General features: G+C 41.6%; 21 protein-coding genes and 1 pseudogene. 2 read left to right on the forward strand and 20 right to left on the reverse strand.

The window, feature by feature from the left end:
* Positions 1-151 precede the first annotated feature (151 nt).
* The 16 genes from E1I69_RS21315 to ggt form a co-directional block, all read right to left on the reverse strand.
* Entirely contained in the window at positions 152-448 is a 297-nt protein-coding gene (locus E1I69_RS21315; RefSeq protein ID WP_136381557.1) for a DNA-directed RNA polymerase subunit beta, read from the reverse strand.
* A gap of 76 nt (positions 449-524) precedes the next feature.
* Positions 525-1,367 (reverse strand): flagellar hook-basal body protein, encoded by an 843-nt coding sequence (locus E1I69_RS21320; RefSeq protein WP_136381558.1) that lies wholly within the window; start codon positions 1,365-1,367, stop codon positions 525-527.
* 22 nt (positions 1,368-1,389) lie between these two features.
* Entirely contained in the window at positions 1,390-2,226 is an 837-nt protein-coding gene (locus tag E1I69_RS21325; RefSeq protein ID WP_136381559.1) for a flagellar hook-basal body protein, read from the reverse strand.
* Positions 2,227-2,594: 368 nt separating this feature from the next.
* Positions 2,595-3,596: a rod shape-determining protein gene (locus tag E1I69_RS21330; RefSeq protein ID WP_136381560.1), complete on the reverse strand. Its 1,002-nt coding sequence runs from the start codon at positions 3,594-3,596 to the stop codon at positions 2,595-2,597.
* A 244-nt stretch (positions 3,597-3,840) separates the two neighbouring features.
* Complete coding sequence (spoIIID, locus tag E1I69_RS21335; RefSeq protein ID WP_010677153.1) at positions 3,841-4,116, reverse strand: sporulation transcriptional regulator SpoIIID; 276 nt, start codon at positions 4,114-4,116, stop codon at positions 3,841-3,843.
* Positions 4,117-4,413: 297 nt separating this feature from the next.
* Positions 4,414-5,070, reverse strand: a complete 657-nt coding sequence (locus tag E1I69_RS21340; RefSeq protein ID WP_136381561.1) for a 3'-5' exonuclease — start codon at positions 5,068-5,070, stop codon at positions 4,414-4,416.
* A gap of 14 nt (positions 5,071-5,084) precedes the next feature.
* A complete protein-coding gene (locus E1I69_RS21345) occupies positions 5,085-6,965 on the reverse strand; it encodes a DUF294 nucleotidyltransferase-like domain-containing protein (RefSeq protein ID WP_242634667.1) in 1,881 nt (626 codons plus the stop codon).
* A gap of 80 nt (positions 6,966-7,045) precedes the next feature.
* Positions 7,046-8,704, reverse strand: a complete 1,659-nt coding sequence (locus E1I69_RS21350) for a sodium:solute symporter family protein (protein ID WP_136381562.1) — start codon at positions 8,702-8,704, stop codon at positions 7,046-7,048.
* Positions 8,705-8,928: 224 nt separating this feature from the next.
* The gene (locus E1I69_RS21355; protein WP_136381563.1) at positions 8,929-9,231 is read right to left on the reverse strand and encodes a DUF4212 domain-containing protein; all 303 of its coding nucleotides are present in this window, start codon (positions 9,229-9,231) and stop codon (positions 8,929-8,931) included.
* 82 nt (positions 9,232-9,313) lie between these two features.
* On the reverse strand, positions 9,314-9,493 hold the full coding sequence (locus E1I69_RS21360) for a hypothetical protein (RefSeq protein ID WP_136381564.1): 180 nt from the start codon (positions 9,491-9,493) through the stop codon (positions 9,314-9,316).
* 312 nt (positions 9,494-9,805) lie between these two features.
* Positions 9,806-10,333 (reverse strand): chromate transporter, encoded by a 528-nt coding sequence (locus tag E1I69_RS21365; RefSeq protein WP_136381565.1) that lies wholly within the window; start codon positions 10,331-10,333, stop codon positions 9,806-9,808.
* Positions 10,330-10,881, reverse strand: a complete 552-nt coding sequence (locus E1I69_RS21370) for a chromate transporter (protein WP_136381566.1) — start codon at positions 10,879-10,881, stop codon at positions 10,330-10,332. Before E1I69_RS21370 ends, E1I69_RS21365 begins: the two co-directional genes overlap by 4 nt.
* Positions 10,882-10,985: 104 nt before the next feature.
* Complete coding sequence (gene pcp, locus E1I69_RS21375) at positions 10,986-11,588, reverse strand: pyroglutamyl-peptidase I (protein ID WP_136381567.1); 603 nt, start codon at positions 11,586-11,588, stop codon at positions 10,986-10,988.
* A gap of 13 nt (positions 11,589-11,601) precedes the next feature.
* Complete coding sequence (locus E1I69_RS21380) at positions 11,602-12,132, reverse strand: chromate transporter (RefSeq protein WP_136381568.1); 531 nt, start codon at positions 12,130-12,132, stop codon at positions 11,602-11,604.
* A complete protein-coding gene (locus tag E1I69_RS21385) occupies positions 12,129-12,704 on the reverse strand; it encodes a chromate transporter (protein ID WP_136381569.1) in 576 nt (191 codons plus the stop codon). The genes E1I69_RS21380 and E1I69_RS21385 overlap by 4 nt, the downstream gene beginning before the upstream one ends.
* A 24-nt stretch (positions 12,705-12,728) precedes the next feature.
* Positions 12,729-14,339 (reverse strand): gamma-glutamyltransferase, encoded by a 1,611-nt coding sequence (gene ggt, locus E1I69_RS21390; protein ID WP_136381570.1) that lies wholly within the window; start codon positions 14,337-14,339, stop codon positions 12,729-12,731.
* Positions 14,340-14,610: 271 nt separating this feature from the next.
* Here ggt and E1I69_RS21395 point away from each other — a divergent pair, with 271 nt between their 5' ends.
* Together E1I69_RS21395 and E1I69_RS21400 are read left to right on the forward strand one after the other, a co-directional pair.
* The gene (locus E1I69_RS21395; RefSeq protein ID WP_136381571.1) at positions 14,611-15,060 is read left to right on the forward strand and encodes an Lrp/AsnC family transcriptional regulator; all 450 of its coding nucleotides are present in this window, start codon (positions 14,611-14,613) and stop codon (positions 15,058-15,060) included.
* Positions 15,061-15,193: 133 nt separating this feature from the next.
* Positions 15,194-15,559, forward strand: a complete 366-nt coding sequence (locus E1I69_RS21400; RefSeq protein WP_136381572.1) for a cupredoxin domain-containing protein — start codon at positions 15,194-15,196, stop codon at positions 15,557-15,559.
* Positions 15,560-15,591: 32 nt separating this feature from the next.
* Here E1I69_RS21400 and E1I69_RS21405 read toward each other — a convergent pair whose 3' ends face one another.
* The 4 genes and pseudogenes from E1I69_RS21405 to E1I69_RS21420 all read right to left on the reverse strand — a co-directional run bounded on the left by E1I69_RS21405 (position 15,592) and on the right by E1I69_RS21420 (position 18,578).
* Positions 15,592-16,371: an ABC transporter permease gene (locus tag E1I69_RS21405; protein WP_136381573.1), complete on the reverse strand. Its 780-nt coding sequence runs from the start codon at positions 16,369-16,371 to the stop codon at positions 15,592-15,594.
* Entirely contained in the window at positions 16,368-17,279 is a 912-nt protein-coding gene (locus E1I69_RS21410; protein ID WP_136381574.1) for an ABC transporter ATP-binding protein, read from the reverse strand. The genes E1I69_RS21405 and E1I69_RS21410 overlap by 4 nt, the downstream gene beginning before the upstream one ends.
* A 1-nt stretch (position 17,280) precedes the next feature.
* Positions 17,281-17,478 (reverse strand): annotated as a pseudogene (locus tag E1I69_RS21415) (PLDc N-terminal domain-containing protein).
* Positions 17,479-17,717: 239 nt separating this feature from the next.
* Positions 17,718-18,578, reverse strand: a complete 861-nt coding sequence (locus E1I69_RS21420; protein ID WP_136381575.1) for a M23 family metallopeptidase — start codon at positions 18,576-18,578, stop codon at positions 17,718-17,720.
* Positions 18,579-18,860: the final 282 nt, after the last annotated feature.

Raw genomic sequence — 18,860 nt, forward strand, 5'->3', positions numbered from 1 at the left:
TTGAAAGCTTCCCAATGTTGGTGTTTATCAAAAAATATTCTTCTCAATATATTGGTCTCCATAAAATGAAAATACCACAGCTTAAATAACTGTGGTAGACCCAAATTTTTATACTTTCTTATCTTTTAAAAAAAGAAGGCTTATGCCCCCCTTATTTTTTAACATCTTTATTGACGAGGTCCACGATATGCTGCCATGTTTCTTTTTTCAAGGCATCGCTCGGATTACCATCTCCAATGACTCCATAACCTACAACCACACCAATCATGACGCTGGCTGCAAAAAGAACAACGACAAGCAAAAGTCGTATCCAAATTGGAATTAAGCGGATTCGAAGTTTTCCTTCACGCTTCTTTTTCGGCTCTTTTTCCGTATTCTTTTCTTCGTCACGCGTCTTTCGAAATTCTTCGCGCGATTTTACTTGTGTATTGTTTAGTTCACTTGTCACTGAGATTACCCCTTATCTTTAGGTTGTTGCCGAGTTTCTCGATGTCTGCCTACCTTATAGTATCTACTTTGTTCAATTATCGTATGCCATTCACAAGTCCCATCATTTGATCGGAGACGGAAATTGATTTTGCATTGAATTGATAAGAGCGTTGGGTTAACAGCAGGTCAGACATTTCCGTTGTCAAATCAACATTCGATTGTTCAAGTGCACCTTGCTGCATACCCACTTGTTCCCGCAAAGCTCCCTGAAGGGAAACAAATACATCATCTGCTGCGATCCCGAGTTCCGCCAAGTCTGGTAGCGCAAATTGATTTTGTCCAACCGCTTGTAAAAGCTGTGGCTTTTTAACTTCCACAACGGACAGATTAAATATTTGAGGCGCACCTGCCTCAGGAACAACGGTTACTTCGCCATTTGTTGAAATTTTAATCTCTTTAAAATTATCAACAAACACAATTGGCTCCCCATCTTGATCTAAAACAGGATCTCCACCACTTGTCACAAGGGAAACACGATTTGTACCATCATTTGCCGGTGACAAATAAAGGGCACCCTCTCTTGTAAAGCGTGGAACCTGAACGCCATTTTCATCCACCAGCACTTGCAAAAACTGATTTTCTTTCGTAAACGCGATATCAAGCTCACGGTCTGTTGTTTTGATTGCACCTTGGGTCATCATCATATTCGTATGACCAAGTCGTGCACCAACACCTGTACGAATACCAATTGGGGTTAAGCGACCTTCCTCTTGTGCGTTATCGGGTTGATTATTGAATTCTTGGGATAGAAGCTCACTAAAGTTGACCTGGCGTTTTTTGTATCCGGTCGTCTCTATATTAGCTAGATTATGCCCAATTGTATCAAGCTGTTTTTGCAGCTGACTCATCGTATTTGTTGCTGTAATCATCGAACGCATTTATCTTCCCCCCAAGCTTTTCTTATAATCTTCCAATCTCGTTAACGGCTTTGTCCATACTCTTATCATAAGCCTGAAGCACTTTTTGATTGGCCTCAAACGTACGGTATGCTGTCATCATCTCTGTCATTGCCTGTGTCACATCGACATTGGACCCTTCAAGGAATCCTTGTTTTAACGTAAAATTCACTTCAGGATTTGCCGCTGCATACGGTAGTTCGCCACCGCCATTTGTCCGGTACAATCCATTTCCTTCTTTAATCAGATTCATTGGATTTTCAGAAAAGGCTATTCCTAAACGTGTTTGTGCCAGACCGTCGACAAGGACACTTCCATCTGCTGTAACCTGAAACTGATCATCTTCAAGCGCAATCCGATTTCCGTTTTCATCAAGCACATAAAAGCCTTCATTCGTAGTTAGAAAACCTTCTGGGTCTACTGTGAAGTTTCCATTTCTCGTATAGCGCAGATCACCGTTTGCATTTTGAACCGTAAAAAACAAGGAACCTGGTTGATTGGTCTCCGTATTGATCGGTAATTTGCCATTTACTAACGCCACATCTGTCGCAAGTCCTGTTTCGCGGATATCACCTTGCTTGAACAGCGGAATCATTTCCTGCATGTACACACCTGTGTTAAGCCCACCGATGCTACTTCCTGTTCGAAGAGACCCACCATTTTTAGCGGGGCTTTGTACGCCTTCCAGACGTTGCATGAGCAATTCTGGAAACGCACGTAAAGAACCTTGGTCCACTTTATAGCCAGGTGTGTTGGCATTTGCTATATTATTCGTAAGCATTTCTGTACGACGTTGTTGCGCAAGCATTCCAGCTGCTGCAGAATAAAATCCACGTAACATGGTCTCACCTCATTTTCATCCGAACATATACCTAGTTAAAGGTTGTTCAAAAAGTCCGGTGAATATGACACATCGAATTTCTGCGTTGGCTTGCTTCTCCGTTCCTCACGTATAAACTGCATACGCTCCGGTACTCAAAGCTGCACCGCCTTGAAATTTCGACGCACAGGACGTGCTAGTGTCGACAATGCCACAGGAAGTGGCGGTTTTGTCGACGCGGTCCTCTTCATCCTCCTTTTTGAACACTTAGTACTATTTATTATAGTAGGAAATCCCTATTTCTTCATCTGTAAAATTTACCACACTGTACTTTTTTTTAGAAAAAGTAGGAAAGGACCTGCCAATTCGGAAAGGTCCTATTTACAGTATTAGACTAATTTTCTACGTGGAAGCTTGTCCAGGTTTTCAAGCATAATGCCTGTTCCAATTGCTACACACTCCATTGGGTTTTCAGCAATTAATACTGGAACGCGTAATTCCTCCGCTAAAAGCTGATCAACTCCGTGAAGCAATGCTCCACCACCTGTTAAAATCACGCCACGATCGATGATGTCCGCTGAAAGCTCTGGTGGCGTTCTTTCAAGAACACTTTTCGCAGCTTGTACAATAGCAGAAACCGGCTCACGCAGTGCTTTTTCGATTTCATCAGATTTAATGGTCAGTGTGCGTGGTAAACCCGTAACCATATCACGTCCACGAATATCGATTTCCTCATGACGTGAATCTGGGAATACTGTTGCAACCTGAATTTTAATGTTTTCAGCTGTTCTTTCTCCGATTAATAGCTTGTACTCACGCTTAATATAGCTGAGGATTTCCGCATCAAATGTGTCCCCAGCCATTTTAATGGAAGAGGCGGTGACGATATCGCCCATTGATAATACGGCAACATCTGTTGTACCACCGCCAATATCTACGACCATGTTTCCGCTTGGTTGGAAGATGTCCATTCCAGCTCCAATCGCTGCCACTTTCGGTTCTTCCTCAAGATAGATTTTCTTTCCGCCGCTTTTTTCGGCAGCTTCCTTGATTGCTTTTTGTTCAACAGAGGTAATGTTTGTTGGGCAGCAAATCAAAATTCTAGGTTTTGAAAGAAAGCCTTTTACATTTAACTTATTAATAAAATGCTTGAGCATCGCTTCAGTTACATCAAAATCAGCAATAACTCCGTCTTTTAAAGGTCGAATCGCCACTATATTTCCTGGTGTACGACCCACCATGCGTCTTGCTTCTTCACCAACAGCTAAAACCTTGCCTGTGTTCTTATCTAATGCCACAACTGATGGCTCGTTCAATACAATTCCTTTTCCTTTTACATGTATAAGTACGTTCGCAGTTCCTAGATCAATACCGATATCCCTAGCTAACATTTGGGTAACTTTCCTCCTTGCATTTGAATCACAAATGCACATATTTTCCTATGTTGTATTGTATCACAATTTGACTTATATAATAGACTTTTTGTAATTTTTTTGTAGGAAAATGTCGTAAAATGCTAACTTAACCGCTAAAGCACCTTGGATGGAGCGTCGACTAAAACCCGCCGCATCTCATGGCAAACGTCGACGTCAGCACATCCCGTTAGTTAGATATAGGAAGAAAGTCCCGTTTATGTTATTTCACTGGCTCTTCTTGTAATTCTTCTTCTTTTTTATACTTTAGTTTTGTCGCTTCTCCACCCCGTAAATGCCTTATTGATTTATGATAATCCAGGATTTCTTTTACTTCATTTGCTAGTTCGGGATTGATTTCAGGTAGCCTTTCGGTTAAATCTTTATGGACAGTACTTTTGGAAACGCCAAATTCCTTCGCAATGACGCGAACTGTTTTTCTTGTCTCCACGATATACTTTCCAATCTTGATAGTTCGTTCTTTGATGTAATCGTGCACACTACTCGCCCTCCCTATGTGGATGTGAGAAGTGTGAAATGAGACGCGTTATTGCTTCAACGAAAAAGTTGTTTAGTTTGGAAAATATTCGTCATATGAATTGCTGGATCTTTGAAGACGGTTTACGCCCCCTCACCTCAAACACTCTCTTTGTTAGGTTTGTAACATTTTATTAGCTTGGTTGAGGGATTATGCTATAAAAGTCAAGAGGGACAAGGCATTTATCAAAATATTTTTGAAAATTGCTGTTTTTTTAGATTGGACAAGTTGTATCGGACCCTGGACAACCTGTGTTTTTCAGAAAATCCGACTCTGACTTTCTGTCGTTTGGAGAAGGTCGCCCCAGGTTTGTTTACCACGATCTTGAAAATATTGGAGAAGTTCAACGAATAAATAAGCCGTCGTTAACGCGTCCCCAGTGGCTGTATGTCTTTCATAAATCCGTGTTCCAAAATTCTGCGCGTATCTGTGTAAATCTCGCATGTCATAGGATGGAGAAATAAAACCAATCAAATCCAGTGTATCGATTGTTGGCACCCGCTGTAGGCTGTATTTCTCGCGCTTCAGTTCGCTTTTTAAAGTGACCATATCAAACAATACATAATGGCCAACCAGACAGTTGCTATTGTACTCTTTAATAAATGTAAAAAAATTCGATATTCCTTTAATGGCGGTCGGTGCATTTTCGACCATATCATCTGTTATTCCAGTCAATTCGATTATTTCCTGAGAAATTTGTCGGTTTGGGTTAACATATGTATGAAATTGCACTTCCTCACAAACCTTTAATCCGTCCACTTGAACAGCTGCAATTTCAATTAACCGATCAACCGTTGCCACTTGAAATCCAGTTGTCTCCGTGTCAAAAACTGTAAATCTCATTTTATCAATTGGAGTCGATAACGGAATTTCCTTATGAATTTGAGGACAAAGGGGTTTTCTACCAAATATCACAGATTCGACTCCTTTCAAATTTGAAAATGGGCATTTACTAGAGTTTGCATCTCCTTCAAAATTTTTACACTTAAAATGAGTTCTTCCTTCTCCTTTGTTGTTAAATGTGAAAAATGAAGGATTGATGTGAGTTTCTCCTTATTTTTAAAGTGATGCCACCTTTGGTTCACATAAAAACGCATCACATCAGATGCAGCAGCCTTCACATCTTTTCCAAAACTCGGACTAAACGCCTTCTTCTCTACTAATCTATCAATCCGCTGGAATGGTGTTCCTGAGATGATGCCATATTCTAAAGATAGGATTTGCAAGCCATGGTGGTAGGGAAATAAGATTTCCTTTTTAATATCTAATTGCTTCCGGTCTAATTTAAAAAGGGCACGAATAGGCTGTTCCAAAGAAGGTATATGGTGCTCTTGTTCATGAAGACGAAACAAAAAGATTTTGGCGTGCTTCATTTTTTCAAAAAGCTGGGTTTCGAATTCAAGGTTAAGTTCTTCATCCCCATATAAAAAACGGTAGGAAAAGAAGTTCTGTGCAAGTAGCATATTTTGATTTGTAGCCTGACTGACCCAAGTCTGAACACGCCCCATCCACGTTTCTACGGAACCACGCCAACTAGGATTACTCGCCATCATATCTCCAAGACAGCGTGCGTACCCTGCCTTTTCTAGTAACCTTACAATCTCTTCTCCTAATTTTGAAAAATAATCATTCACCTCTAGTGAACTATTTTCGTAGACAAGAAAGTGGTCCTGGTCTGTTAACAAAAACTGTTCTTCACGACCAGCGCTTCCCATTTGGTAAAAGCAGAACTTGGTTGGAGGAAGCTTGCCATCTCCTTTTGATAGTTCCTCAATCGCCAACTCAATACATCGTTTGACTAGCCGATCAAATAGTTTTGTAACACTATCTAATACTTTAAAAATCGGAACACCGTCTTGTAAGAGAGCATCGACCACATCATAAATGGCGGTTTTTACAGTGGGTAGAGTTTCACGTGTCGCCATTTCAATTGTCTTAATCGGTCTCATCATGCTATCCGTATTTTGCCGCAACACATCCGATATCGTTATAATTCCAACTACCTCATTTTCCTCAATGACAGGCAAATGCTTCACACCATGTAAAATGAATGTAGAAAGTGCTTCATAACAATAGGCGTACTTTGAAATCGTAATGGGGTTTTTGGTCATAAATTCGGAAGCATTTGTGTTTCCATTTTTCCTTTCATAGATGACTCTTGAAACCAGGTCACGCTCCGTTATAATTCCTAAAAGTCTTTTATTTTCAACAACAAGAACAGAGCTTGTTCGGCGTTCTGTCATTTGTTGTGCGACGGTACTGCAGACCGTGCTTCGATCAACTGTGACAAGTGATGTTGTCATCACATCCTGGACCCTTCGGACAAGGGAACCGCTATCTTTCGCTTTTCTTGTTATCATCACCTGTTCGGCTAATGAACCGTAGATTTCTTTCAAACGAATCGCAAGTTGAGTGAATAGGTATTGATGAAAATTGGGGTCATGAAGGCGTTTTTGAATGACAAGATTGGGGATGAACAAACATTGTCCAGCCTCTGTTGCGATGACACCGACTCGGTATTCCATGTCCCGCTTCGGACCCCCAATTAAATCCGCAATATTTGATAGCCCAATTAATTCCCCAGGCTTTATGATTTCAAGCACTTCACGATTTTCACTAGGTCCCACAAACACCTCGACAACGCCAGAAAGCAGCAGAAGTATCCCCTCCCGCTGCTCATTGGCATGAAACAATAGATCTGACTGCTTATATGTTTTTTGCTGACAGAAGGCGAGAAACTCAAACACTTCCATATCCGACCATTCTTTAAACAAAGGATGGTCTTTCACCCACTCATAGATCTGTTCCATGTTTTTTCCCTCTTTTAAAACGGTCCTATGCAAAATCGCATAGAACCGTTAAATTTTTCATTCGTGAATCAGATTTACTGTTAAGCATCCTCTTTAAGCCAAACCTCGCCATCCTTGTATACCATTTGCTCAGGGTAGCGCATATCAACGACCTCGTCTTGTTTAGCCTGTGATGGCGCTTCTGTCATAAGGGAAACAATGATGTTTCCTAAGAAGCCTGCTGCCGCCCCAAAGATTCCAGCACCTGTATCGATAATACCCAAGATTGTGAAGCCACCGTATTTTGCAGCAAAGATATACGATAACACAACGACCAATCCGATGAGCATTCCCGAAATAACACCCTTCGCATTTGAACGCTTCCACCAAACCCCAAGTACGAGTGCAGGGAAGAACGTACTGGATGCAATTGCAAAGGCCCATGCTACGATTTGCGTGATTGCTCCTGGAGGGTTTAATGCAACTAACCCTGCGATTAGTGTCGCAATAACAATTGACCAACGGGCCACATTCAATCGGTTCTTTTCTGATGCTTCTGGCTTTAACACACGATAATAAATATCATGCGCAAATGAAGATGAAAGTGCAATCATCAAACCACCAGCCGTAGACAAGGCTGCTGCCATTGCCCCTGCTGCCATTAATCCGATAACGAATACACCAAGATTAGCGATTTCTGGTGTCGCCATAACGACGATGTCATTGGCAATCGTCATTTCCTGCCACTGTAGGATTCCGTCGCCATTTGCGTCTGCAAGCTTTAATAGACCTGTGTCAATCCAGCTTTGTGTCCAATGAGGAAGTTCTGTCATTTTTTGACCTGCAACCTGGGTCATTAGGATAAAACGTGAAAATGCTGCATATGCAGGAGCGGATAAGTATAATAAGCCGATGAATAAAAGTGCCCATGCGCCAGACCAACGAGCTGCCTTCATTGTCGAAACCGTATAGAAACGAACGATAACGTGCGGCAGTCCAGCTGTACCACACATTAACGTGAACATTAACGCTAGAAATTGCCACTCAGATCCTGTTGTAAACGGAGCAAAATATTCTGTGAAACCAAGCTGGCGATCAAGCTCTCCGATTTCTTCAACCACTTTTCCATAAGATAACCATGGCAATGGATTGTTTGTTAATTGTAGAGAGATAAAAATAACCGGAATTAAGTACGCAACAATCAATACGATGTATTGCGCAACCTGTGTCCACGTGATCCCCTTCATTCCACCCATCGCTGCGTAGAAGGCAATCAACACCACCCCAATCATGGTTCCAATTCCAGCATCTATTTCAAAGAGACGCCCGATTACAACCCCAGAACCAGATAATTGGCCAATGGAGTACGTAAACGATATGATGATTGTACAGACTGCCGCAACAATGCGCGCCGAATGGCTATCAAAGCGGTCCCCGATAAACTCTGGCACCGTGTAACGGCCATATTTGCGAAGCTGTGGCGCAAGGAGGAAGGTTAATAGCAAATATCCGCCTGTCCACCCCATGATATAGGCAAGTCCGCCATACCCAAGTGCCATGATGGTCCCGGCCATTCCAATGAACGATGCCGCACTCATCCAGTCCGCTCCTATCGCCATTCCATTATAAATAGGCGGCACTCCACGTCCAGCAACATAAAAGTCCGAGGTCGCCCGTGCTCGGTTGAAGATGGCAATTCCAATATAAAGACCAAACGACGCTAAAATAATGATTAATGAGACCAGAAATTGTGTATCCAAATTTCCTCCCCCTTTGGGTTCAAATATAGGTATTATTTTTTTGTAGGAAAACCTGTCTCTTTTTATCGTATTGTTTGATTTTTGTAGATTTTAAGACATATGGTGTGAGATATTTTTTGCTATGGTTGAGACTTGCTTTTTCATCAAGGCAGTCTTAGAAGTAGGGGTATTCCTGTTACGTAGTTTAGATTTTCGAGAGTAAGATTGTTAGGTAGGTTAGATTTTTAATGATCAAGCACTTTTCCAGAGCTGATTTGCTCATTTTTTTCTTCGTCGATGCCGTATTTTTGGTCAATTTTATCGCTAACCTTCGCATTTACAAATAGAATAATGATAAACGTAACAACTGCACCCTGTGCCCCCATGAAATAATGGAACGGCAATCCATTTACTGAAAACGTGGATAGTGGCTTTGCAAAGAGGACCACCCCAAATGAAACAAGAAATCCGATAACGAGATAGATAATAATATTTCTCGTTTTCTCCCTAAAGTATCCATCAGCAATCTTCTTATCAACTTTTTTCAACTACTAGCACCTCCATAAAAATAGAATTGATGTGAAGTTCGGTAATTCGGTTTGTCTTTTAATATCACCTCCTTTAAGTTTCTTAGCTTAGATTAAAAATAAACCGGATCGTTTCCCCAAGTGGTGCCGGAAAACGGATGATTTCAAAAACAAAATAAGCAAAGATGGACACAAACGGCAAAAGTAAAAAGAGAGGGCGCTTACGCTTAAACGCCATAAAAAAGCTAAACCCAACAATAAATAGCATTAAAAATAATATCATAGATAACACCCCTCCATGTAAGCGTTGTCAATAATTTTGTATAGAGGAAGATTACACTCTCTATATGTACGATTTACATTTTACAATATTACGAAAATTACTAATATTTATATTATGAATTTATTTCCAGGGCTCGTCAAGAAAAGATTTTGGCGAAATTTTGGGGAAAGAAGGACATTGCGGACCATACTTAGAGAGGTGGAGCCTTACGAATGAGGTTTGGGTTTTACTTGAAAACTCGCTTACTTTATGACCCTTTATTAGATCAATTTCGGACGATGCTGGAAGATCCTATTTTTAATCCTCCTCCCCCTACAACAACACCGCCCCATATACTAACGATCCGACAATCACATACGCGGGGTGAACCTTCCATTTTTCCAGCAACAAAAAACTAAGCACCACTAAAATAATACTATGGACCAACCCGGCATCCTCATATGATTCCTGAAAAAAGCGATACGCCATTGCTCCCAAAAGAACAGCGATGGTTGGCCGGATATAGTTCGTCATCCGCTTTACTTTCGGAGAGTTCTTAAACTTTTTCAAAATACTAAGTAAACCAATCATTAAAATGAGTGAAGGGGCAACAGTCGCAAAGATGGCAACCACCGCACCCAACACTCCAGCTTGTTGAAACCCGATATACCCAGCCATTTTGGTTGCAATTGGACCGGGCAACGCGTTCCCAATCGCAATCACTTCACTAAACTCATGAACGGACAGCCAGTGATAACGATGGACCACTTCATTTTCAACTAGCGGAATGGAGGCAGGTCCGCCTCCATAGCCGAGGATCCCCGGTATAAAAAATGCAATAAAGAGTTGCATATAGATCATGAATGTTTTTCCTCCCGTTTGTCCTTTTTCACCAAGGCAAGTACAAGTAAGGCTCCAACTAAAATACCGGGATGCACGCCAATCACATCCAACACCAGTACACTTACCACCCCTAATAAGATCGCCCTTGTCCATCCAAGTCCCTTTTTGGCATTAATGAAAAATTCCCAGGTTAATTGGGCAAGCATGACTCCAACCACAGCTAGCACACCCTTTGTCATCCCCTGCACCCAAGCAAGACTTTTAAAAGAAGTCAAGGAGGTAAGCAAAACAATCACTAATAGAATAGTCGGGACGGAGGTTGCTAAAACGGCATTGATCATCCCTAGCCAACCGCCAACACGATAGCCAATATAACCGGCCATTTTTGTCGCGATGGGTCCTGGCAACATATTCCCAAGCGCCAAAATATCGCCAAAGTCGTTATCATTTAGCCATTTGTAACGCTCTACTGCTTCCTTATGGACAAGTGGAATGGAGGACGGACCTCCTCCATACCCAAGTAAGCCAACTTTCAAAAATGCATAAAAGATATGTAATTGCTTCATTTTATAAGTCCTTTCATAGATAGAAAAAGAGGAAGCCCAGAATCGGGCTTCCTCTTAGTGTTTTCAAATATTGGTCTAGTATTCCAACTAGGCTATTAACCATATTACTCCCCGAGCACCTCAATCATCGCACGAATCGATGCTGTTAAATCCGCTAATGACCAGCTCGGGATGCCGTTTTTCTTCAATGCAAGTTCATGGGAAGCTGGTATGTGAATAAATCCCGCGTGCATCTCAAGATTTTCCTGCTCAATTTTATGCAATACAGAGTACATGACATTGTTGCAAAGATAGGTCCCAGCCGTGTTTGAGATAACCGCCGGGTATCCTTTTTCAACCGATGCGTCTACAAATGCACGAATCGGCAATGTCGAAAAATAACCCGCTGGTCCTTCCTCTTCAATCGGCGCATCTTGCAATTTCACACCGCTGTTATCGGCAGCACCATCACGACAGTTGATTGCAATCCGCTCAGGTGTCACTTTATTTCTTCCTGCAGCAAGCCCTAATGAAATGACAACATCCGGCTTTACCTCATTGATATGTTCGATACATTGTTTAGCTGATTCTGCAAAATCAACAGGTAGCACTTTTCCTACAATTTCATAACCACCGATTGTTTGTCCTTCCAAAGCTCTTACGATTTCTTCAGTTGGATTGATCGGATTATCTAAAAAAGGAACGAATCCTGTTAATAAAAGTTTCATTTTTTACACCTCTTTAAGCTAGAAAAATGGCTCCATATCCCAGTGCCCCAATAATGACATAGGCGGGGTGAACCTTCAGCTTTTCCATTAATACAAAGCTAACCACAATGATCACGATGGTTTGAAGCCAGCCCGTATCCGCATACGATGTTGTGAAAAAGCTAATCGCTAAAGTACCTAGTAAAACGGCAATCGCTGGGCGAACATAGCTGGACATGCGTTTTACCTTTGGTGAATCTTTATGTTTGTATAAAAAGCCTAGTAAAACAATCATTAAAATGAGAGAAGGAGCGACAGTCGCAAAGACTGCAATGATTGAACCAGGTATTCCCGCTACTTCATACCCAATATAGCCAGCCATTTTTGTAGCGATTGGACCTGGCAAGGAATTTCCGAGTGCGAGCACCTCACTGAATTCGGAAACTGTTAACCAACCATAACGTCCAACAACCTCATTTTCAACTAGAGGAATGGAGGATGGTCCCCCACCATACCCAACAATGCCAGGTATAAAAAAGGCTAAGAAAATTTGCCAATAAATCACATTCCAACACCCTTTTCTATTGTTTGCTCGACTTCTTTTGCTTTGTCTCTCTTGACGATTGCGGCAACAAGTAGCACCCCAATGATGATGCCCGGGTGGATTCCCACAAACTCAATTAATATAAAACTTACTACAACGATTCCTGCAGCAACCTTCCAGCCTAAAGAGTCCTTTGATTTTTTTAAAAAGTCCCAAGTCAAGGTTGCCATCATGACACAAACGACTGGGATTACCGCTTTTACCATCCCGTGCACCCAAGGCTGATCCTTGATTGACGATAAAAAGGTTAATAAAAGAATCATAAGAATAATCGTCGGAACCATGGTTGCGAATAATGCTGTAAAGAGACCTAGGATTCCCCCTACACGATAGCCAATATAACCTGCCATTTTCGTATTAATTGGTCCTGGTAATGTATTCGCAAGTGCGAGTACATCTGAAAATTCATCATCATTCATCCATTTGTAAGTTCCAACGACCTCTTTATGAACGAGAGGGATGGAGGATGGACCGCCCCCATATCCCAAAATACCCGAACGAAAAAAGGCTATAAATAAATCTAGATATTTCATACGATCAACTCATTTCTGTTTCATTTACCACGATGCAATACTACCGTCTGTTCTTGCTTCCGTACCACCTGAGAGAACACCTGTCTTTGGGTCTCTCCAAATGATTTGACCGCGACCAAAGCTGCCGCCATCCAGCGCCACCTGAATCTGGTGACCACGTCTCGCTAGTGCCTGCGCAACATGCGTTGGGAAGTTTGGTTCCACCACTACTTTTTTATCTTCAATCCATTGCCATCTTGGTGAGTCAAGAGCCGCCTGAGGGTTCAAATGGAAATCAATTGTATTCATGATCACTTGCGCATGACCTTGCGGCTGCATGTATCCACCCATGACACCGAATGGACCAACTGCTTCCCCGTCCTTTGTTAAAAATCCAGGGATGATCGTGTGGTATGTTTTTTTACCTGGCTCCAACGCATTTTCGTGAGTTGGGTCTAAAGAAAAATCATGACCACGGTTTTGTAAGGCTATCCCTGTTTCCGGAATCACAATTCCAGAGCCAAAGCCCATGTAGTTACTTTGAATATAGGAAATCATGTTACCTTCAGAGTCAGCAGCTGCTAAATAGACAGTGCCTCCGCGTGGTGGTGTTCCCGGTTCTGGTGTTAGCGCCTCTTCACCGATTAAACTTCTTCTTTGTGCCGCAAATTCTTCTGATAAAAGCTGGGCTGCCTTCACTGACATTTTTTCAGGATCTGTCACATATTTTTTTCCATCTGAAAAGGCTAGTTTCATAGCTTCAATTTGCTTATGATAGGTTTCAACTGATTCTTTTTCCTTGATGTCAAAGCCGTTCAGGATGTTAAGAGCCATTAACGCAACTATTCCTTGGCCGTTTGGCGGAATCTCCCATACATCATAGCCACGGTAGTTCACTGAAATTGGCTGGACCCACTCAGGCTTATAGTCTGCTAGATCCTTTTTTGAAAGGAAGCCACCGTGTTCCTTGAAGAAGGCATCGATTTTATCCGCAAGTTTGCCTTTGTAAAAGCTTTCTGCATTGGTTTCTGCAATGGAACGAAGGGTATTTGCATGCCCTTCTGATTTCCACACCTCGCCAATTTCAGGTGCACGTCCCTCCGGTGCAAATGTTTCAAACCAACCTTTAAATTCTGGTGCAGTGAATATTTCTTTGTATTTTTTATAGGCACCCTTCCAGTATTTTGCTAGAACAGGTGATAAAGGATATCCTTCCTCGGCATACTGGATAGCTGGCTTTAGAACTTCGGTTAAAGGAAGCTTTCCGAAACGTCGAGATAGCTCCGCCCATGCGGAAGGAACGCCAGGCACCGTTACTGGTAATAAGCCAAATGTCGGCAATTCTTCGTGACCTTTTGCTTTCACGGCATCAATTGAAATGCTTTTTGGCGCGGGTCCACTCGCGTTTAGACCGTGCAGCTCCCCCTTTACCCATACAAGCGCAAAGGCATCCCCACCGATTCCATTCGAGGTCGGCTCAACAACAGTTAACGTTGCAGCCGTTGCGATGGCTGCATCAATCGCATTTCCGCCTTTTTTTAGAATATCTAGCCCCGCTTGAGCTGCTAATGGCTGGGACGTTGCGACCATCCCATTTTTCGCAAAGGTCGCCATTCGTTGTGAAGCATACGGGTAATTCAAATAATCCAAATTCATTTTTAAAATCCCCCTTCTATGTACCCCATTTTTGACAATTGTTAGTTATTTTTCGAAAATTGATTAACAAACGGAATTTATTGTTTATAATTATGATTATAATTGAAATTTAAATTATATTCTATAATTTTGATGAAATAAGTAAGAATGCGCAAAAATAGGGTTTAGAGTGTAAATCACACTGTAGGGATGTCCAATTTGTTGCTGTGTGTTGTTCGAACCGATGGTAAAATAAATGTAAGCAAGTAAACCGTTGAAAAGTGGGGATTCAATGAAAATCGATGAAACGGATAAAAAAATTCTTGAGTTGTTAACGATAAATGGAAGAATGTCCTACGTGGATATTGGAAAAGAGCTTGGTCTTTCAAGGGTGTCGATTCGCGAGCGCGTCAATCAATTAATCGAAAAAGGCGTAATCGAAAAATTTTCAGTCGTGATCAATTCTGAAAAAGTAGGTAAAGGCGTTTCTGCCTTTTTCGAAGTGGACTGTGAACCGGCTTCACTTGTGAGGGTAGCGGAGACACTCGCGAACAACCCAAGTGTCGCAAGCTGCTATCAAATGACGGGGCCAAGCACCCTGCATATGCACGTCCTTGTCGAGGACTTCGCCAAGCTTGAAAAATTTATTAACGAAGAGCTTTACAGTCTGGACGGAATCACACGAGTGGAAAGCCATATTTTGCTAAGAAGATTTAAAAGTCGAACAGGATTAAAACTGTAGTGGGACAAGGGGACAGGTTCATCGTCCCACCATTTTTTTACAGGTCTGGTGTCGGGAATTCCCGACGCCATTTTTTATTACTGATAATATTTGATGAATAAGAAAAAGATAGAAGTAGAAAGGAGGGAAGCGAATGTCTGCGATTAAGTGGTTAACAAGTTTGAGTGTGATCCTTGCGTTGTTCGTGGTTGGCTCGATTGGTGTATTTGCCGAAACACAGCCTTTGGAGCCGATGACAAAAATTGAGGTCCAAATGAACGATGATTACTTTAACCCGAAGGAAATCATGATTCCCCAAGGAAAACCGTTCGTGTTGGTGTTGAAAAATAACGGCGTTAAGGAACACACCTTCACAGTAGAAAAGCTTGGAATTGATTATGAAGTAAAACCAAAACAAATAAAAATTGTGACTGTGGGACCAAAAACGCCAGGTACATATGAACTGATATGTCGGTACCATTCCAAGGAAGGAATGACGGGACAAGTAATTGTAAAATAATAAGCATGGCCTATTGGCCATGCTTTGTTTCATTATGCCGCCCGTTCCTTTTTCGCAAAAAGATAGATTGAACTTATGAGCAAAACAAGAACTAATAGAAATGAAATCGTCAATGATAGAGCAAAATGTTTGTCCGGGCTCCCTGTTAATAGAAGCTTGCTTGCGTGTGTCGATAGTCTTGCCGGGCTCCATGACATCCATTTCGATAATAAGGATGTGATGGCCGACAGCCCAATCGCTACTAATAACGACACAAAGGCTACAATTAAATTGCTTTTAAACAACGAGCTTAATAGAAGTGTGACCGTTACAAGGAACACAAGCCATGTTCCATAGACTAGTGCGCCCTTCATTAATTCCCCGAATCCAATATCGCCAATCAAAACTCCGGTATAATACCAAGACGCTAAGACTCCTAATAAAAAGGATCCTATAGTCATTAAAACGACACTAACCCATTTTGCTGTAATGTAGTTGGCAAACGAAACGGGTTTTACAAGAATGATATCGGACACGCCACTACTTTTTTCAGCCGCAACAATCCCCATGAATGCTAGGACTAATACAAGTATGCCGATCAGGCTGTACTGTCCAAGGGTTTGCACGATGACCTCTTGAGGAGATGGGATTGGGATTTCAAAAACCGCACCCTCTGGCAATTCACCCGCTGCTTTGATAATTTCCGGCAAATAATACGAGGTGACCGGTTGCATGATTCCTAATAAAATAAACACAAGTGGAATCCAGAGAATTTTAAAATTCCGCGTCATCTCAATCCATTCTTTTTTAAATAATACCATCCATTGCCTCATGACTTCACCACCTTCATAAATACATCTTCAAGCGACGATTGCCCAATTTTAAACGTGGAAACTGGTATATTTTTAATCAAGATATCTTGTAAAATAGCATTTCGCGCTGTATCAAGTTGTGTTACCACAATGGTGGCCTTCGTCCGGTCCACGGTCACTTCATGAACCGCCCCTATCGCTTTTAAGCCGTTTGCCCAGTCCATAATATCTGTTTCTGCTTCAATAACGATTACATCATGCTGATGCTTTTTACGCAGACCCGCTAATGAATCGCTTAATGCTAATTCACCTTTATGAACGATGACAATATCATCACAAACCTCTTCTGCGTCATGCAATACATGTGTAGAGAACAGGATTGTCGTTTTCCTTTTCAATTCTCGCATCATTTCAATGACCTCGCGGCGACCAACAGGGTCAAGTGCGGACACAGGTTCATCAAGCATGACAAGCTTTGGTTCATGAATCATCGCTTGGGCAATTCCTAAGCGTTGCTTCATTCCACCCGAAAATCCACCGATCTTCTTTTGCTTTGCGTCCGCGAGTCCTACTAATTCTAGTAATTCATTCGCTTTTTGATGGGATTCTTTTTTTGATAAATGGGCAAGCTGTCCGACATACACTAAAAATTCACTTGCCGACATCCAGTTGTAAAAGACTGGGTGCTGTGGCAGATATCCAATGTATTTACGATGATCACCGTTTGTCAAACCATCAAATGTTATTTTTCCTGAGGTTGGGTGAAGAAGTCCTGCTAGCATCCTGAGTGTGGTTGTTTTTCCTGCTCCATTTGGACCGAGCAGGGCGGTGCAACTTCCTTTGTTAATCTCAAAAGAAAGATTGTTCACCGCTGTCTCCTTCCCAAACCGCTTCACTATATTTTCGATTGAAACTAGAGTTTCCGTCATCCTATCTCTTCCTTCCAATTACAAAATAGAGAATCGGACCAATCATACTGACCAGAAGAATGACAAACACTCATAAAATCTTTGGTCCATTCGTTCCTTCGCTTCTTGCAAGGTCAATTAAAGCTGTCACCATTAAAATCAATTGAATTACAATAATCGGCGCGATAAGCGCCCAGTTAATATCTTCAAACCCTGTCATACTGGATCACGATCCTTTCAAATGCTTTTCCGAAGATAATACGTTTGAGGTTCACAAAAAGTTCAGTGGAAATAAAAAAGATTTTGGGACAGAGGGACAGGTTCATCGTCCCACCATATTTTTACTGGGACAAGGTACCTGTCCCCTTGTCCCATAAAAAAACCGACTACTCGGTTAGAGTAATCGGTTTGAATTTTAGCTAAAGTTGCCACCACAGCTAGACTACTGTTTCTCCTTGCTTATGCTTTCGCCATTCCGATTGAAGCATCAGTTGAGTTTGCATTTTCTTCTTCATCTGCTGGTTTCTTACTGTCTTCTGGTTTCTCTTCTTCTTTAGGTTGCTTATCTTCTGCAGGTTGCTTGTCTTCTTCTTTACTTGCAGCCTCTTTGTCTTCTGTACCTTGCTCACTATTTTCAAGCGTTGTTACAGATTGTCCAAAGTACTCAATTGGGTTAACTGCTACTCCGTTGTTACGGATTTCAAAGTGTACGTGAATTGCTGCCTCTTTGTCAAATTGATTTTCGCCAGCCATTCCAAGGACTTCACCTTGTTCAACTACGTCACCTTTTGCCACTTTCAAGTCTGCAAGTGATTGATACATTGTGACCACACCGTCAGTGTGCTCCATTTCCACAACATTTCCGTGTAGCGGATCCTTTTCTGCACGTGTTACAGTTCCAGCTAATGATGCAACTACTTCAAATGTCTTACCGTCTTTTCCGACGATGTCAATTCCTTTGTTAGGGGAATAAATATTGTTATAGACTACAAGAGCTGCTTCTTGCTTTTCTGCTGAAGCCTCTGCATCGTAGAATTCCCTAAAGACTTGAATGGCATCTTCGTCAATGACAGGCATCTTAAAGTTTTCTGCCGCTTGGTTTACTGGTAAGCTTGGCTCATCACCTGTAGCTGTTCCCGGCTGATTTTCACCATATTTCAAATCATCCTTCGCTACATCGTTTTGTCCTGTAAACCATAAAACCGCGGTTAGAATGAGTGCTGCACTTACCAAGTAGATTGCTGGAAATACCCAACGCTTTCTAAATAAGCGTTGTAAACTTGATTTTTGAGAAGTACGTTTCTTTTCTTCCTCTCTCATGTTTATCACCTCAGCAACCATTCTGAACACATTCGCGGAATTATATACATATTCAAAAAATTTTTTTCGATTATTTTTCGACAAAGCTAAAAATATTATTCATAGATTCGAAAATTTTGTTTAAAAAGGAGGGCACAGGGGCCAAGGGGACGGTTCGAAGCCACTGAAAAAGTCCCTATATTTATAATAAAAAAGCTTCACAACTATGCTGCAATTAGAAAAACGAAAGTTTTTTCTTCCTTTTTGAAATAAATGTCATTTATTTGCTTGAAAGATGGTTTT

Origin of the sequence: Bacillus timonensis (assembly GCF_004799755.1) — a bacterium.
Classification (GTDB): Bacteria; Bacillota; Bacilli; order Bacillales; family Bacillaceae_L; genus Ferdinandcohnia; species Ferdinandcohnia timonensis_A.

What these genes read in the sequence shown, in the direction of transcription:
- E1I69_RS21320 (WP_136381558.1), bottom strand. Translation starts at nt 1,367, where the DNA reads ATGCGTTCGATGATTACAGCAACAAATACGATGAGTCAGCTGCAAAAA.
- E1I69_RS21325 (WP_136381559.1), bottom strand. Translation starts at nt 2,226, where the DNA reads ATGTTACGTGGATTTTATTCTGCAGCAGCTGGAATGCTTGCGCAACAA.
- E1I69_RS21330 (WP_136381560.1), bottom strand. Translation starts at nt 3,596, where the DNA reads ATGTTAGCTAGGGATATCGGTATTGATCTAGGAACTGCGAACGTACTT.
- E1I69_RS21345 (WP_242634667.1), bottom strand. Translation starts at nt 6,965, where the DNA reads ATGGAACAGATCTATGAGTGGGTGAAAGACCATCCTTTGTTTAAAGAA.
- E1I69_RS21360 (WP_136381564.1), bottom strand. Translation starts at nt 9,493, where the DNA reads ATGATATTATTTTTAATGCTATTTATTGTTGGGTTTAGCTTTTTTATG.
- E1I69_RS21365 (WP_136381565.1), bottom strand. Translation starts at nt 10,333, where the DNA reads ATGATCTATATGCAACTCTTTATTGCATTTTTTATACCGGGGATCCTC.
- E1I69_RS21370 (WP_136381566.1), bottom strand. Translation starts at nt 10,881, where the DNA reads ATGAAGCAATTACATATCTTTTATGCATTTTTGAAAGTTGGCTTACTT.
- pcp (WP_136381567.1), bottom strand. Translation starts at nt 11,588, where the DNA reads ATGAAACTTTTATTAACAGGATTCGTTCCTTTTTTAGATAATCCGATC.
- E1I69_RS21385 (WP_136381569.1), bottom strand. Translation starts at nt 12,704, where the DNA reads ATGAAATATCTAGATTTATTTATAGCCTTTTTTCGTTCGGGTATTTTG.
- ggt (WP_136381570.1), bottom strand. Translation starts at nt 14,339, where the DNA reads ATGAATTTGGATTATTTGAATTACCCGTATGCTTCACAACGAATGGCG.
- E1I69_RS21395 (WP_136381571.1), top strand. Translation starts at nt 14,611, where the DNA reads ATGAAAATCGATGAAACGGATAAAAAAATTCTTGAGTTGTTAACGATA.
- E1I69_RS21400 (WP_136381572.1), top strand. Translation starts at nt 15,194, where the DNA reads ATGTCTGCGATTAAGTGGTTAACAAGTTTGAGTGTGATCCTTGCGTTG.
- E1I69_RS21405 (WP_136381573.1), bottom strand. Translation starts at nt 16,371, where the DNA reads ATGAGGCAATGGATGGTATTATTTAAAAAAGAATGGATTGAGATGACG.
- E1I69_RS21410 (WP_136381574.1), bottom strand. Translation starts at nt 17,279, where the DNA reads ATGACGGAAACTCTAGTTTCAATCGAAAATATAGTGAAGCGGTTTGGG.
- E1I69_RS21420 (WP_136381575.1), bottom strand. Translation starts at nt 18,578, where the DNA reads ATGAGAGAGGAAGAAAAGAAACGTACTTCTCAAAAATCAAGTTTACAA.